General features: G+C 66.1%; 14 protein-coding genes. 10 read left to right on the plus strand and 4 right to left on the minus strand.

The features are described from left to right. Together R4P47_RS17380 and R4P47_RS17385 are read left to right on the plus strand one after the other, a co-directional pair. On the plus strand, window positions 1–1674 hold the full coding sequence (locus R4P47_RS17380) for an ABC transporter ATP-binding protein (RefSeq protein ID WP_317785303.1): 1674 nt from the start codon (window positions 1–3) through the stop codon (window positions 1672–1674). 30 nt (window positions 1675–1704) lie between these two features. Next, a complete protein-coding gene (locus tag R4P47_RS17385; protein ID WP_068054137.1) occupies window positions 1705–2451 on the plus strand; it encodes an oxidoreductase in 747 nt (248 codons plus the stop codon). Between the two features lie 397 nt (window positions 2452–2848). Here R4P47_RS17385 and R4P47_RS17390 read toward each other — a convergent pair whose 3' ends face one another. After that, window positions 2849–3694 (minus strand): HAD family hydrolase, encoded by an 846-nt coding sequence (locus R4P47_RS17390; RefSeq protein WP_373454860.1) that lies wholly within the window; start codon window positions 3692–3694, stop codon window positions 2849–2851. Window positions 3695–4028: 334 nt separating this feature from the next. On the opposite strand from R4P47_RS17390, the gene ssd reads away from it, so the two are divergent. The 7 genes from ssd to R4P47_RS17425 all read left to right on the plus strand — a co-directional run bounded on the left by ssd (window position 4029) and on the right by R4P47_RS17425 (window position 8634). Next, window positions 4029–5144: a septum site-determining protein Ssd gene (gene ssd, locus R4P47_RS17395; RefSeq protein WP_317785304.1), complete on the plus strand. Its 1116-nt coding sequence runs from the start codon at window positions 4029–4031 to the stop codon at window positions 5142–5144. Further along, entirely contained in the window at window positions 5141–6325 is a 1185-nt protein-coding gene (locus R4P47_RS17400) for a TadA family conjugal transfer-associated ATPase (RefSeq protein ID WP_317785305.1), read from the plus strand. The genes ssd and R4P47_RS17400 overlap by 4 nt, the downstream gene beginning before the upstream one ends. Continuing rightward, window positions 6322–7101 carry a type II secretion system F family protein gene (locus tag R4P47_RS17405; protein ID WP_317785306.1) on the plus strand — a complete coding sequence of 260 codons (780 nt, stop codon included), beginning with the start codon at window positions 6322–6324 and terminating at the stop codon, window positions 7099–7101. Before R4P47_RS17400 ends, R4P47_RS17405 begins: the two co-directional genes overlap by 4 nt. Next, on the plus strand, window positions 7098–7670 hold the full coding sequence (locus tag R4P47_RS17410; RefSeq protein WP_317785307.1) for a type II secretion system F family protein: 573 nt from the start codon (window positions 7098–7100) through the stop codon (window positions 7668–7670). Before R4P47_RS17405 ends, R4P47_RS17410 begins: the two co-directional genes overlap by 4 nt. Before the next feature lie 63 nt (window positions 7671–7733). After that, on the plus strand, window positions 7734–7937 hold the full coding sequence (locus tag R4P47_RS17415; RefSeq protein ID WP_068054150.1) for a DUF4244 domain-containing protein: 204 nt from the start codon (window positions 7734–7736) through the stop codon (window positions 7935–7937). 23 nt (window positions 7938–7960) lie between these two features. Then, window positions 7961–8272, plus strand: coding sequence for a TadE family type IV pilus minor pilin (locus R4P47_RS17420; protein ID WP_317785308.1), 312 nt, complete (start codon window positions 7961–7963; stop codon window positions 8270–8272). Beyond that, entirely contained in the window at window positions 8269–8634 is a 366-nt protein-coding gene (locus R4P47_RS17425; protein WP_317785309.1) for an Rv3654c family TadE-like protein, read from the plus strand. The genes R4P47_RS17420 and R4P47_RS17425 overlap by 4 nt, the downstream gene beginning before the upstream one ends. Window positions 8635–8822: 188 nt before the next feature. On the opposite strand, the gene R4P47_RS17430 is transcribed toward R4P47_RS17425, so the two are convergent. Both R4P47_RS17430 and R4P47_RS17435 read right to left on the minus strand, forming a co-directional pair. Then, window positions 8823–10085: an alpha-hydroxy acid oxidase gene (locus R4P47_RS17430; protein ID WP_317785310.1), complete on the minus strand. Its 1263-nt coding sequence runs from the start codon at window positions 10083–10085 to the stop codon at window positions 8823–8825. A 51-nt stretch (window positions 10086–10136) separates the two neighbouring features. Further along, a complete protein-coding gene (locus R4P47_RS17435; protein WP_317785311.1) occupies window positions 10137–11822 on the minus strand; it encodes an L-lactate permease in 1686 nt (561 codons plus the stop codon). 121 nt (window positions 11823–11943) lie between these two features. On the opposite strand from R4P47_RS17435, the gene R4P47_RS17440 reads away from it, so the two are divergent. Then, entirely contained in the window at window positions 11944–12711 is a 768-nt protein-coding gene (locus tag R4P47_RS17440) for a FadR/GntR family transcriptional regulator (protein ID WP_317785312.1), read from the plus strand. Window positions 12712–12944: 233 nt separating this feature from the next. Here R4P47_RS17440 and R4P47_RS17445 read toward each other — a convergent pair whose 3' ends face one another. After that, window positions 12945–15314 carry a DEAD/DEAH box helicase gene (locus R4P47_RS17445; RefSeq protein ID WP_317785313.1) on the minus strand — a complete coding sequence of 790 codons (2370 nt, stop codon included), beginning with the start codon at window positions 15312–15314 and terminating at the stop codon, window positions 12945–12947. Window positions 15315–15450 lie beyond the last annotated feature (136 nt).

Below are 15450 nucleotides of genomic sequence, written 5' to 3' on the forward strand. Positions count from 1 at the left end.
ATGAGTATTCAGAAGGACACGGTTCTCAGCGTCACCGATCTGACGGTCGAGTTCGAGGTCGAGAAGGTCTGGCGCAAGGCGGTCGACACCGTCTCGTTCACGGTCGCCTCCGGTGAAGTTCTCGCCATCGTCGGTGAATCCGGATCCGGTAAGTCGACGACGGCGATGGCCGTCCCGGGCCTGCTGGCCGATAATTCCCGGGTGTCCGGCAGCATCAAGCTGGGCGAGAAAGAGCTGGTCGGGCTGCCCGAGAAGCAGCTCGCACCCATCCGCGGCAAGAACGTCGCGGTGATCTTTCAGGAGCCCATGACGGCGCTCAATCCGGTGTACTCGATCGGCTGGCAGATCACCGAGGCCATCCGCGCGCACACCTCGCTGTCGAAGAAGGAAGCGAAAGCGCGGGCCGTCGAGCTGCTCAAGCTCGTCGAGATGCCGGATCCGCAGACGCGGGTCAACTTCTACCCGCACCAGCTCTCCGGTGGTCAGCGTCAGCGCGCCATGATCGCCCAGGCGCTGTCCTCGGATCCGTCGCTGCTGATCGCGGACGAGCCGACCACGGCCCTGGACGTCACGGTGCAGGCCGAGATCCTCGACCTGATGCGTGATCTCCGGAACCGCATCGACGCGTCGATCGTCCTGATCACCCACGACATGGGTGTGGTGGCCGACATGGCCGACCGCATCGCGGTGATGAAGGACGGCGTCATCGTCGAAACAGACGCTGCGCGAACCATATTCAAGAACGCATCGCATCCGTACACGCAGCAGCTGCTCGCCTCGGTCCCGCACCTGGGCAGCAGCATCGAGGCTGTGACCGCCGGGAAGATCGCCGAGCCCAGTGCCGTCGAGGAGACCCGGGCACTGAGCATCGTCGACGGTGTCATCGAGTACCCGGGCCGCACCGTGTTCCGGGCCGTCGACGGGGTCAGCCTCGACATCGAGATGGGTGAGGTGGTCGGCCTCGTCGGTGAGTCCGGCTCGGGCAAGTCCACGATCGGTAAGGCCGTGGTGGGGTTGAACAAGCTCACCGGCGGCTCGTTGTCGATCGCAGGCGTCGACATCACCAACCTGTCGAATCGTGAACTGCGGTCGGTGCGAAGCAAGGTCGGCATCGTGTTCCAGGATCCGGGTTCGTCGCTGAACCCGCGCTGGCCGATCGGACAGTCCATTGCCGAGCCGATGCTGTTGCACACCGAGCACAGTGCTGCAGACCGAAATCGAAAGGTCGAGGAACTGCTCGACCGGGTTCACCTGTCGCGGACCATGCGCAACCGCTACCCCCACCAGTTGTCCGGTGGGCAGCGTCAGCGCGTCGGTATCGCCCGGGCGCTCGCCCTGGAGCCGACGCTGCTGGTGGCCGACGAACCGACGTCCGCGCTCGACGTGTCGGTGCAGGCCAAGGTGCTCGAGCTGTTCAAGGAACTACAGCGTGAGTACGGCTTCGCGTGCCTGTTCATCAGCCACGACCTCGCTGTGGTGGAGGTACTGGCCAAGCGCATCGCGGTGCTGAACAAGGGCAAACTCGCCGAGTTCGGTACGACGGATCAGATTCTGCGTCGTCCGACCAACGAGTACACCAAGCGGTTGCTCGCGGCCGTCCCGGTGCCCGATCCGGCCGAACAGGCCAAGCGTCGCCAGGCCCGCGCCGAGCTGTTGGCGGCAGGGGCAAAGTAGGGGTGAGGGGAGGGGGTACCGTCGTCTGTCGTGACGGACCCTCTCGCCCCGCTGCTGGAACTGCCCGGAGTTGTCGACTCCGCCGAACGGGCGCGCGACGCTCTCGGCGCGGTGCATCGACACAAGGCCAACCGTCGTGGCTGGCCGGCCACCGCGGCCGAGGCCGCGGTCCGTGCGGCCCGCTCGTCCTCGTCACTCGAGGGCGGGTCGATGGATTTCCCCCGCGAGGGCGAAGAAGGCGACCCCGTGCTCGCCGGAGCGCTTCGAGTCGCGGCAGCCCTCGATGGCGACGCCCTGCAGAACACGCTCTCGACGTGGAAGCGCGCTCCGCTGCAGACCCTGGCTCGACTCCACTTGTTGGCAGCTGCCGATCTCGTCGACGACGCCTCCGCGCTCGGTCGTCCGCGCGGTGATTCGGGGGTCGGCGAGCGACTCGATCTGCTCGCTCAGCTCGTGACCGGTGGAACCTCTGCACCCGCTCCGGTGATCGCGGCGGTGGTGCACGGTGAGTTGTTGACGCTCAAAGCTTTCGGATCGGCCGACGGCATCGTTGCGCGGGCTGCATCGAGACTGGTGGCGGCGTCGTCGGGCTTCGACCCCCACAACCTCGGAGTGCCGGAAGTGAGCTGGATGCGTCGAGCAAATGCCTACCGGGACGGCGCGACCGGATTCGCCGAGGGCACCGCGACGGGCGTCGGGAGTTGGGTGATCCTGTGCTGTGGAGCCTTCGAAGCCGGTGCGGCAGAGGCGACTTCGATTGCCGAAGCTGCGGTATAGCCCACACATAAAAGGGCGGCGAGCGGAGCCTGCAGTAGTGAGCACATAAAAGGGCGGCGATGCCGACTTGCGTCGACTTCGCCGCCCGTTAGCACGGAGCGCCTGGTTACCAAGCGTGCTCAGGTGGGCTGTGATGGAAAACCACGTGGCCTCGGCGAGGGTTCCACGGTGATGAGGTCATCCCTGCAACCGGTGCAGGGTTCTTGCTGATCATCGACGAATCTCGCAGGCCCACAGCGCTTCTGCCATTAGGTGGCCGCTCCGCGTGGGTGCCTGGTGTCCGTGCTGGGAAGGGCGGTTGGGAGAGCGAATCTTCTCTTCCGATTCGATCTTGGCCTTCCGTTCTTCCGTACCTCATTTGTACCCCGTGACGCGCCTCACATCAAGGGGTTGAGCGTCATCTTTTTCTTCGGAGCAGTCCGTAGGTGATCGCGCCGGCCGCAAGAGCGCTGAAACCTGCTGCCGCACTTGCCGCTACGGTCTTACCGGACGGGGTCTGGATCCGTGATCGCAGCGAGACCGGGTTGGAGAAGGTGAGAATCGGCCAGCCGCGGGATGCGGCTTCCTTGCGCAGCGCTCGGTCGGGGTTGACGGCCGTGGGATGCCCGACGGCGCGCAGCATCGGCACGTCGGTGATCGAGTCCGAGTACGCGTAGCTCGACGCCAAGTCGTAATCGTGTTGCGCGGCCAGGGAGTTCATGGCGTCGACCTTGCCCTCGCCATAGCAGTAGAAGTCGACCTTGCCGATGTACTTGCCGTCCACGGTCACCATCGTGGTGGCCATGCTGTGATCGGCCCCGAGCAGTTCTGCGATGGGGTGCACGATCTCGTCGCCGGACGCCGACACGATCACCACGTCGTGGCCGCGGAGCTTGTGGTCTGCGATCAGGTCGGCGGCTTCGGCGAACACGAGGGGGTCGACGATGTCGTGCAGGGTTTCGGCGACGACTGCTCGTACCTGTTCGACGTCCCAGCCGGCGGTCATGCTCGCGATGTGTGCGCGCATGCGCTCCATCTGGTCGTGATCGGCTCCGGAGAGCAGGAACAGGAACTGGGCGTAACTGCTCTTGAGAACGGCGCGCCGGTTGATGAGTCCTTGGTCGAAGAACGGCCTGCTGAATGCCAACGTGCTGGACTTGGCGATGATCGTCTTGTCGAGGTCGAAGAATGCCGCCACGCGCGCTGCGCGTCGGCCGGCCGGGGCGTCGTCGGTGCTCGCGCTCTGGGTCACGTTTGTCACCATAGTGGCCGGTGGTGACCGGTGGATGTTGCGCGGTGCCACTGGCGGACTCGGTCCGAAACCGTCGAGAAAAAGCGACGGTTGAACTTGCAAACAAGGAAGTCCACGGGTGTAGTATTTGCTATGAGCCCGGTTCATTCCGGGCGGTGTTCAGCCCGACCCCCCGGGGCTGAACCAGACGACCCTCGCCTCCTCCCCCCCTGGCGAGGGTCGTCCTCTTTTCCGGGTCGGGTCAAAAACTGGTACAGCAGTACCGGTATTCATCCACAGGCCCCGATCTATCCACATTTCCCCAAGTCGCGCGCACCTCGAGCAGATTCTCACGCAGGCTTGGCGCATGGAAACGGACCCGCGACAGCGAATTGCGCACCCGACAGTGGCGATGTCGATCGAACTTCGCGGACTCCGCGAGGACGTCTATCGAATAGCCGCAGCCGCGGATTGTGTTGCGGAAGAGCAGAACTTACTGGTCGGTATCGGATCGACACGGTCGATGTGGGACCGACCCGGAACAATTTTGGTCGATTTCGAGTCCGCAGAGACGGCATTGGCGTCCGGATTTTCGCGACGCTCGGGCGTCATTCTGGTCACGGACGCGCAACCGACACTCGACGACTGGCGCATCGCCACATCGCTCGGTGCCGAGCATGTGCTCTCCCTGCCGCAGGACGAAGACACACTCGTGCGCATACTCGGCGAACCCGCGTCGGTGCCGTCGGGAGACGGTGGAGTGATCGTCGTGGTCGGCGCTCGCGGCGGCGCGGGCGCATCGACATTCGCCGCCGCACTCGGACTCCGCAGCAGCCGCTCGGACCGACGTGCTCTCCTCGTCGAGGGTGATCGGTACGGCAGCGGCCTCGACCTGTTACTCGGCTGGGAGAACGCTCCGGGTCTGCGGTGGTCCGGCCTGGTCGTCGAAGGCGGCCGAGTCTCCGGCGACGCTCTGCACGGGGCGCTGCCTTCCCGCGACGGGTTGTCGGTGCTCGCGCTCGGCCGATCCGAGCACCGGGGTGTCGGACTCTCGGCCGTTGCAGTGGCGGCTGTGGTCGATGCAGGACGCGCAGCGGGAGATCTGGTGGTGTGCGACGCTCCGCGTCATCCGAGCGACGTCTCCGACGCTCTGTACACCGCGGCGGATCTCGTCGTGCTGGTACTTCCGGCCGAACTGCGGGCCGTGACGTCGGCTGAGGCGGTGGCAGCACAGGTGGTAAATCGAAACGCCAACGTCGGCCTGGTCGTTCGTGGGCCTGCGCCGGGAGGGCTGAGAGCAGACGACATCGCCGTCGCCCTCGGGCTTCCTCTGTTGACGTCGATGCGCGCCGAGCCCGCGTTGGCCGAGCGCCTCGAACGAGGAGGTCTGGTGCTGGGCCGACGTTCGCCGCTGGCCGCGGCAGCCGACGCTGTGCTCGATACGTTCGCACACAAGCCCGGTGGTCAGCGGTGGGCGGCATGAGCGCCGTCGTCACCGCGGATCTGCTCGACCGCGTCCGTGATCGCTTGGCGGCATCGGCTGACGCTCCGGTTCCCGCGACCGTCGCCGCGGCCATTCGAGCGGAAGCAGGTGGAGTCATCGGCGACACCGATATGCTTGCGGCCCTTCGTGTTCTGCAGACCGAGCTGACCGGCGCGGGGCCGTTGGAGCCGCTGCTGACCGAGCCCGGAGTGACCGATGTGCTGGTCACCGCACCGGATCAGGTGTGGATCGATCGCGGTCGCGGACTCGAGCGCACCGGTATCCGCTTCGCCGACGAGGCTGCCGTACGTCGTTTGGCGCAGCGGCTCGCGTTGTCGGCCGGCCGCCGCTTGGACGACGCGCAGCCCTGGGTCGACGGTCGATTGCCGGGCGTCGGGCAGGGGGCGTTCGGAGTCCGCCTGCACGCGGTGCTGGCACCGGTGGCGAGCGGAGGAACGTGTGTCTCGCTTCGGGTGCTGCGACCGGCAACTCAAGGACTCGCCGCGCTCCGTGCATCGGGAGCCGTGACCGAAGACGGGTACGAGCTGCTGCGTCGAATCGTGCTCGGTCGCCTGGCATTTCTCGTTGTCGGCGGTACCGGCGCTGGAAAAACTACACTCTTGGCCGCCCTTCTCGGAGAGGTGGATCCGGCCGAACGGATCGTCTGCGTCGAGGACGCCGCCGAGTTGGCCCCGGCACATCCGCACGTGGTCCGGCTGGTGGCCCGCGCGCCCAATGTCGAAGGCGTGGGTGAAGTATCGGTGCGGCAGCTGGTGCGTCAGGCCCTGCGAATGCGACCGGACCGGCTCGTGGTCGGTGAAGTGCGCGGGGCCGAGGTCATCGACTTGATGACGGCACTCAATACAGGTCACGACGGTGGAGCAGGAACCATTCACGCGAACTCCCCGGCCGAGGTACCGGCCAGACTCGAAGCCCTTGCGGCACTGGGCGGAATGGGCCGAGACGCGCTGCACAGCCAACTCGCCGCTGCGGTCCAAGTGGTGTTGCACGTCCACCGAAGTTCCGACGGTACTCGACGACTACGTGAGATCGGAGTGGTCGACGTCGATCCCACCGGGCGAGTGCACATCGCGGCGGCCTGGTCGGTGACTGCCGACGCGACGCCGGGTGAAGGTCGGCTCCTCGAACTGCTCGACCGCCGTTGCGGTGACGCGCGATGACGGCGGCGGTGATGGTCCTCGCCCTCGCGGTTGCCCTGTGGCCGAGCAGTTTCCGTCGGTTGCCTGGTGAAGAACGGGCGGCTTCGTCCGCGCCGCGATGGCTGGTGCCGGCATGCTGCGTTCTGCTTGCGGCAGGGGCGGCGTGGTGGTTCGGCGGAATCTGGGCCGTGAGCGCAGCAGCGATGGCGGGCGGTACCGGACGGCGTCGCTATCGTCGGCGACTCGAACGCGACCGGCGTGCCGACGAATTGAACTGGCTTGCAACCGGAGTCGAGGTGATCATCGGAGAGCTACGCGTCGGGTCCCATCCGGCCACGGCCAGCGCGGTCGCGGCGGACGAGTGCGGCGGCATCGCGTCGACGGCACTGCGCGGTGCGGCATCGCGCTCCCGGCTGGGCGGCATGGCCGCCGACGGTATCGCCTCGTCCGATTCGTTGTTGGACCCCGAGCTCGGCCGGCTGGCCGCCGCGTGGAGAGTGGCAGACGAGCACGGGCTCGCGCTCGCCGAACTGCTCGACGCCGTCCGCGAGGACTTGCTGGGACGCAGACGGTTTCGCGAACGAACCGACGCATCGCTCGCCGGTGCCCGTGCCACCGCGCTGGTGCTGGCCGGTCTACCGATTCTCGGAGTCGCGCTCGGTCAGCTGATGGGAGCCGATCCACTGGACATTCTGCTCGGCGGTGGGCTCGGCGGAATGCTGCTGCTCATCGGCACGGCGCTGGGCTGTGCGGGACTGCTGTGGACCGATGCAATCACCGGCAAGGTGACGACGTGATGTGGGTGGCGGTGCTGTGTCTGGCCACGGCATCGATCACGCTGCCCTCGGTCTCGGGTGGGTTGCACAGGCTGGCATCCGAGCGCCGGGCGGACACCGACACCGTCGATGTGCCGACACCCGACCCGCTCGCAGTGGCCACGACCTTCGATCTGCTCGCAGCCTGTCTGCGGTCAGGCTTGCCGATATCGACCGCCGCTGCGGCAGCGGCACATTCCGCTCCGACCTCGTTCGGTATCGCGCTCCGCAAGGCAGCCGATCTGCTCGAACTCGGTGCCGACGCCGCGGCCGCGTGGGACGCCGTCGCGCAGGATCCCGAGACCGAGGCTCTGGCCAGGACGGCCCGCCGATCTGCCCGGGCCGGGTCGTCCATGGCGTCGGCGATGACGGAACTCGCTGCGACACAACGAACCCGGGCCGAGGATGCATCGGCCGCTGCGGCCGAACGCGCGGGTGTGCTGATCAGCGGGCCGTTGGGGCTGTGCTTTCTGCCTGCCTTCATCTGTCTCGGGATCATCCCCGTGGTGATCGGACTGGCGGGCAACGTACTGGGCGGCGGTCTACTGTGACCGCCGCGCCGACAATCTTCCGTTGCGGAACTACCGCAGCGGACAACAGGGAGGGGAATCGAGATGATCGAGAATGCACTGCAGGAGTTGAAGACTCGAATCGTTCTGTTCGGCGTGGAGGACGATGGCATGTCGACCGCGGAGTACGCGATCGGGACCATCGCGGCCGCGGCGTTCGGGGCGGTGCTGTACACGGTGGTGACCGGCGACAGCATCGTGACGGCGCTGACGGGGATCATCGATCGAGCGTTGAACACGGCCGTCTGATCCTGGCCGATGACGACGGTGCCGTGACGGTGGAGGCGGCGTTCGCGATCGCGTCCATCGTCGCGGTGATCGTGGTGTGCATCGGGGCGATCGTGTCGGTGACGATGCACATCGGCTGCGTCGATGCGGCCAGGGAGGCAGCTCGGTTGGCGGCCAGAGGGGATACGGACCGGGCTGTGTCGGTGGGGGAGAGGGTTGCGCCGGAGGGGGCTCGCATCACGGTGACCGAGGACGGGGAGTTCTTCGTCGCGCGGGTGGAAGTGGCGAGTCCGCTGCCTGGACTGACGTTGTCTGCAGAGGCGGTCGCTGTTGCGGAACCGGTTGCCGCGGAATGAGGCTCGCTTTGGGGAGGGCGGTGCGTGATGACGAGGGTGGCGCGACGGTGTTGGCGGCGCTGGCGATGTCGGCGTTGATCGTTGTCGTGGTGATGGTGGTTCATGTCGGCTCGGCGGTGGGTGCGCGTCATCAGGCGCAGTCGGCGGCGGATCTCGCGGCGCTTGCCGGGGCGGGGGCCCTCGATCGTGGAGTGGCGGATGCCTGTGAGACGGCGCGGGAGTTGGCGGGGCGAATGGGGACTCGGTTGCGGGAGTGCACGATCGACGACTGGGATGTGATCGTGACGATGGGGCAGCCGGTGTTCCTCGGGCGCTTCGGAATGTCCGACGCCATCGCCTCGGCGCGGGCGGGTCCGGGGTGAGGGTCGCCCCGCTTGCCCGCCCCGGTCCGCCTCGCCCGCTGGCCGAATTCGCAAATGCGCGCGCGTTTGTCAGGTGCGCGGGGATTCGCCCCGTCTGGCCGGCGATTTCGCGAGCATTCAGCGAATGCGCGCGCATTTGCCGTGAGCCTTTGCCGTGAACCCCGGCCTCGAACCCTGGCCTACAGCGGTCAGCGTGTCGTGAAGGTGCGGGCCCCGGACTGGAGGGGAGCGAATCGAGTGAGTTGAGTGACGTGCTCCGGGGTCAGTTCCGAGAGTGAATTGACCTGCAGTAGTTGCATGGTGCGCACGATTTCCTCGCGCAGGATCTCGATCATCCGGTCGACGCCCTCGCGGCCCCCGGCCATCAGGCCGTACAGGTACGCGCGTCCGACGAGGGTGAACGACGCTCCCATCGCGATGGAGGCGACGATATCGGCACCGTGCATGATTCCCGTGTCGACGGCGACCTCGAAATCGGAGCCGACTTCGCTCACCACCTGCGGCAGCAGGTGGAAGGGGACAGGAGCGCGATCGAGTTGTCGGCCTCCGTGATTGGACAGGATGATTCCGTCGACTCCCAGTTCGGCGAGACGGACCGAATCCGCCACCGATTGAACACCTTTGACGACCAGCTTGCCGGGCCAGATCTCCCGGATGACGTCGAGGTCCTCGAACGAGATCGATGGATCCATCGCTGAATTGAGCAGCTCTCCGACCGTGCCGCCGGTAGAGGACAGTGACGCGAACTCGAGCTTGGCCGTGGTGAGGAAGTCCCACCACCACCAGGGCCGCGGGATGGCGTTGGCGATCGTCGACGCGGTCAGCTGCGGCGGGATGGAGAATCCGTTGCGCTTGTCGCGCAGTCGTGATCCGGCGACGGGCGTGTCGACCGTGAACAGGAGGGTGTCGAAGCCTGCCTTCGCGGCGCGTTCGACCAGCCCGAACGAGATGTCGCGGTCTCGCATGACATAGAGCTGGAACCAGTTTCGACCGTTCGGGTTGGTGGCCTTGACGTCCTCGATCGACGTGGTGCCCAGGGTCGAGAGGCAGAACGGAATTCCGGCAGCTCCGGCCGCGGCAGAACCGGCGTACTCGCCCTCGGTCTGCATCAGGCGGGTGAATCCCGTCGGTGCGATGCCGAACGGGAGCGCGGACGGCCCGCCGAACACCGTCGTCGAGGTGTCGACGTGGGAGACGTCCCGCAGAATCGAGGGGTGGAATTCGACGTCACGGAAGGCCTGTCGAGCCCGCGAGAGCGAGATCTCGGCGTCGGCGGCACCGTCGGTGTAGTCGAATGCGGCTCGTGGGGTGCGTCGACGAGCGATGGTGCGGAGATCATCGATGGTGAGTGCGGCGCTGAGGCGTCGTCGACGCAGATTCAGATCCGGTTTCTTGAACGAAAGGACCTCGCGCAGGTCGGTCGCTTTGGGCATCTGCCGGGTGATGGGCATGTCATGGTCTCGATTCTGTGCAGTATTACGGCGAGTGGTGGGGACGACGGGTCAGGGGAGCATCCAGGCCAGTACCGAACTCTGGAGTCCGACCAGGAGACAGATGGCAAGCAGCAGGCCGAGACTCCACCCGATGACCTTTCGGAATATCTCGGACTCCCGCCCGACCAACCCCACCGCGGAAGCAGCGATGGCGAGATTCTGCGGGCTGATCATCTTTCCCACCACACCACCCGAGGTGTTGGCGGCGACCAGCAGGGTGGGGTCGATGCCGGCGTTGATCGCTGCAGTCTGCTGCAGCGTCGCGAACAACGCGTTCGCGCTGGTGTCCGAACCGGTGACCGCGGTTCCCAGCCACCCGAGAATCGGGGAGAGGTAGGCGAAGAATGCGCCGGTGCCGGCAATCCAGGTTCCGATGGTGATGGTCTGCCCCGACTGGTTCATCACGTAGGCGAGCGCCAGAACCGCGCCCACCGTGAGTGCGGAGAATCGGAGTTTGATCAGGGTGCTTCCGAACAGCCGGGCGGCGTCGGGAGCGCTGACGCGGTAGACGGCGGCGACGATGACGCCGCAGATCAGGAGCAGTGTTCCCGGCGTGGACAGCCAGGTGAACTTGTAGATGGTGGTGGTGGCAGGGGAACCGGCGGCCGTGAGGATGTTGCCGTCGAGACCGGGCCACGGTACGGCGATGTCGGTCGAGGCGAGGAACCTGGCGACCGGGGACCACAGTTTGGCCACCGAGAACACCGCGATGACGAGAAGGTATGGGAACAGTGCGAGCCACACTCGTTGGGTCGTCAGCGGCGCGGCCTCGATGGTGCGGGTGGCGACCGGTGCAGGCGTGATCGGCGCAGTGCCGGAGCTCCCCGAATCGAGGTCCGCATCTCGGGCCAGGAGGATGCGTTCGCGGGCCGCGTCGGATCCGGTCGGCTTCCAGAACCGCAGAACCACGACTGCTGCGGCGATGCCAGCGAGCGAGGCGATGATGTCGGTCAGCTCGACCGAGATCCAGGTTGCGCTGACCCACTGCGCGACGGCGAACATGACACCGACGGCCAGGGCGACCGGCCACGTCTGGGCGACGCCGCGTCGACCATCGGTCAAGAACGCGATGAACAGCGGTACGAACAGGGCGATGAACGGGGTCTGGTGGCCCACGTACGCGCCGATCTCGTGGTAGTCGATGCCCGTCAAGTTGCCGGCGGTGAGGATAGGAATGCCGATGGCGCCGAAGGCGACCGGCGCGGTGTTGGCGAGCAATACGACGACGGCTGCGCGCATCGGAGCGAAGCCGATAGCCAGCAGCATGACACCGGTGATGGCGACGGGAGCACCGAATCCGGCGAGGGCTTCGAGTAGTCCGCCGAAGCCGAACGCGATGATGATCGCCTGGATACGCGGATCGTCGGAGATGGCATCGATGATGCGGCGCAGGTCGTCGAATCGTCCGCTTGTCACGGTCAACTCGTACAACCAGATCGCACAGATCACGATCCACACGATGGGAAACAACCCGAAGGCGAAGCCCTGTGTGGCCGACAGCCCGGCCAGATTCACCGGCATGTCGTAGGCCAGAACCGCCACTGCCAGCGCGACGACGAGCCCGGCCAGACCGGCGAAGTGGGCTTTCCAACGAAGAAGGCCCAGCGTGACGAAGACCGTCAACAGCGGCAGGCACGCGACCGCAGCGGACAATCCGATGCTGCCCGCGAGCGGTTCGAGATCGGGTGTGTACACGGCTTCTCCATTCAAGACCTTCAAGGTGTGTGAGGTCTGACCACATGACCAATGATATGGATCACACTCGATGGGGTCAAGAGGCTCGAGGCACAGACCTTCTTCTGGTTGGATGACCGTTATGGCTGACGACGCTGAACGGGCGCAGAACGATCCGCTTCCGTGGAAGCCGGTCCGGCGCGCCCGCGCGCACGAACTGGTCATCGACGCGATCGAGGAGCGCATCATGGCGGGCGATCTCCGCGTCGGAGATCCGCTGCCGCCCGAGCGGGAGTTCGCAGCTCAGCTCGACGTCAGCCGGGCCGGGGTCCGTGAAGCGGTACGCGTCCTCGAAAGCAGTGGAATCCTCCGGTCGTCACCGGGTTCGGGTCCCGGAGCCGGCACCTTCGTTGCGGCACTGCCGCGGCCGGCGCTCACGCGTCTCCTTCGCCTGCACGTCGCGCTGGCCAACTTTCGGATCGACGACTTGATCAGCACGCGTGTAGCTCTCGAACGCGCAAGCGTGCACCTCGCCGCGGTGGCCCCCGATCAGGACAAGCTCGCCCAGGCCAGGGATGCTGTGGAGATAATGGCAGCGCAGGGTGTCACCCGAGAGGTGTTCAACGACGCGGATACGAACTTTCACATCGCCTTGGCCGAGGCGTCGGGCAACGACTTCGTCGCGTCCCTCACCGCAGCAATCCGGGAGTCGATGCGTGCGCCGATCCTCGCCGCGCTGTTGGGGATCGAGGATTGGGACTCGTTGGCCGACAAGCTGAATACCGAACACCGGCAGATTCTGGCGGCCGTCGAATCCGGTGACGCAGAGCTCGCAATGAAGTCGGCCGAAGAACACATCCGGTCGTCCGCTGCGGCCCTGTCCATTCGCAACAGCCCGGAACCGACGTAGCATCGGCTGTCGCAGGTTCGCGTACCCGCCGGCCTTCGAATAGATGACGAATTCTGCAGTGGGCCCGTGAGGTCACGCCTTGCGCCAGACGCCGCGAATGCGCGCGCGTTTGTCAGATGCGCGCAATATAGCCCCGTTCAGCAGCCGATTTTGCACGCGTTCCGCGAATGCGCGCGCGTTTGCGCCCATCACTGGACCGGCGCTGGACCGGCGCTGGACCGGAATCCCCGGGCTCACCCCTCCCGAGTGATGGCCGCCAGTACCGCCGTCAACACTCGAACAGCACCGTCTTTGTCCAGTGGATCGTTGCCGTTTCCGCATTTGGGTGATTGCACACAGGAGGGGCAACCTGTTTGGCATTCGCAGGAGACGATGGCGTCTTTCGTGGCCGTGAGCCAATCGGCGATGGCCACGTGACCGCGGTCTGCGAAGCCTGCTCCGCCGTCGTATCCGTCGTAGACGAACACCGTAGGCAGGCCGGTGTCGGGGTGCAGAGCCGTCGACACTCCGCCGATGTCCCAGCGGTCGCAGGTGGCAACGAGCGGCAGCAGTCCGATGGCGGCGTGTTCGGCGGCGTGCAGTGATCCGGGGAATCGTTCGTACGGAACTCCGCTGTGCTCGAGCAACTCCGGGGTGATGGTGTACATGACGGCCCTGGTGTCGAGTGTCTGTGCGGGCATGTCGAGTTCGATGGAATCGAGTACCTCGCCGGAGAGGAGGCGTCGCAGATATCCGACGACCTGATGCGTGACGTTCACCTGCACCAGTGCGACGCGTACCTCGCCGTAGTCGACGGATTCGTGCACCGCGGTGATCGAGATGTCGGTGATCTCGCGGGCCGAGGTGTTCCACTCGGGCTGCTCGGCGTGCACCAGTGCGAGACCGGCATCGAGATCGAGCTCGTCGACCACGAACGACTCACCCTGGTGAATGTGGACGGCACCCGGGTGGGCGGTGGCGGGCGCTCTGCCGCCGTCGACCGTGCCGAGCATGCGACCGGACTCGCCGTCGACGATGGCCACCTGCACCCCGGTGCCGCCGCGAATGTTCACCGCACCGTGCGGCGACAGCTGCTGCCCCTCGGGAGTGATGAACCACCCGTGCGGACGCTTGCGCACATAGCCTTTCAGTTCGAGTTCCTCGAGCACCGATTCCGCGCTCAGCTCCTCGGCCTCGACGAGGGTGATCGGCAGTTCCACTGCAGCGCAGAGCAACTGCGGAGCCAAGATGTACGGATTGGTGGGGTCGGTGACGGTCGCCTCGACGGGCTTGTCCAACAGAGCCGCCGGGTGATGCACCAGATATGTGTCGAGTGGATCGTCGCGCGCAACGAGCACCAGCAGCGAGCCCTCCCCGCGTCGTCCGGCGCGGCCGCCCTGTTGCCAGAACGACGCGACGGTGCCGGGGAAGCCCGCCACGATCACCGCGTCCAAACCGGCTATGTCGACACCCAATTCGAGCGCGTTGGTGGTGGCGACGCCCAGCAGTGTGCCGTCGGACAGATCGGATTCGAGTTTGCGTCGGTCCTCCGCCAAATACCCTGCGCGATAGGCGGCGACGCGTCGTATCAATTGCGGATCGACGTCGGCGAGAATTCTCTGGGTCCCCAGCGCGGTCACCTCGGCTCCGCGCCTGGACCGCACGAACGCCAGAGTTCGCGCGCCCTCCACCAGTAGGTCGGCCATGATGCGCGACGCTTCCGCACCTGCGGATTTCCTTACCGGAGCGCCGTTTTCGCCGGTGATCTCTTTGAGTAGCGGTGGTTCCCACAGTGCGACGGTGCGGGCTCCGTGCGGGGATCCGTCTTCGGTGACTTCCGCGCACGGCGCTCCGATGAGGCGACTTGCGGCGCGTCCGGGTTCGGAGGTCGTGGCGCTGGCGAGAACGAACACCGGCGATGCCCCGTACCGTGCGCACAGGCGTCGTAGCCTGCGGAGCACGAGCGCGACATTGGATCCGAAAACGCCACGGTAGTAATGGCATTCGTCCACCACCACGTAGCGGAGGTTGCGGAGGAATCGCGACCACCGCTCGTGCGAGCCGAGGATGCCGAGATGCAGCATGTCGGGATTGGTGAAGATCCAGCGCGCGTTTGCGCGGGCCCACTGGCGAATCTCGATCGGCGTATCGCCGTCGTACGCGCTGGGGAACACCTCGGCGAGTTCGTCTGATACCGAACGCAACTCGTCGGTGATCGAGATCGTGGTGCGCAGCTGATCGGCACCGAGGGCCTTGGTGGGGGCCAGATACAGCGCGGTCGCTCGGGCATCGGCGGACAGCGTCGTGAGGATGGGGAGTTGATACGCCAGCGACTTTCCCGACGCGGTGCTGGTCGAGAGCACCACATGACTGCCCTCGGCGGCGAGTGTTGCCGCACGTGCCTGATGCGTCCAGGGTTGTGAGATCCCACGAGAGGTGATCACCTGCACCACTTCCGGGCCCACCCACGACGGCCAGGAGGAGAACTGGGAGTTGCGCGCCGGCAGTTCTGCGACGTGGGTCAACGGGCTCTCGCTCGCGGGCGATCCCGCCAATACTCGATCCAGCAACCGCTGCCCGTAGCTCCCGGTATCCGCACCGCCCAGCGGATTCTTCTCGCTCACGGGCCTCCATGCATTCGTTCGATCTACAAGCGCCGTCGGGCTGTTCGCGACATCCCCATGCTAGCCTCGGGCTTTCACGCTGGCGTGTAGGCGAGGCGTGTCAGATAGAAAGAATGTTGCTCTGAGCTGGGAGAAT

The sequence above is a fragment of the Rhodococcus sp. IEGM 1370 genome, from assembly GCF_033142325.1.
GTDB lineage: Bacteria > Actinomycetota > Actinomycetes > Mycobacteriales > Mycobacteriaceae > Rhodococcoides.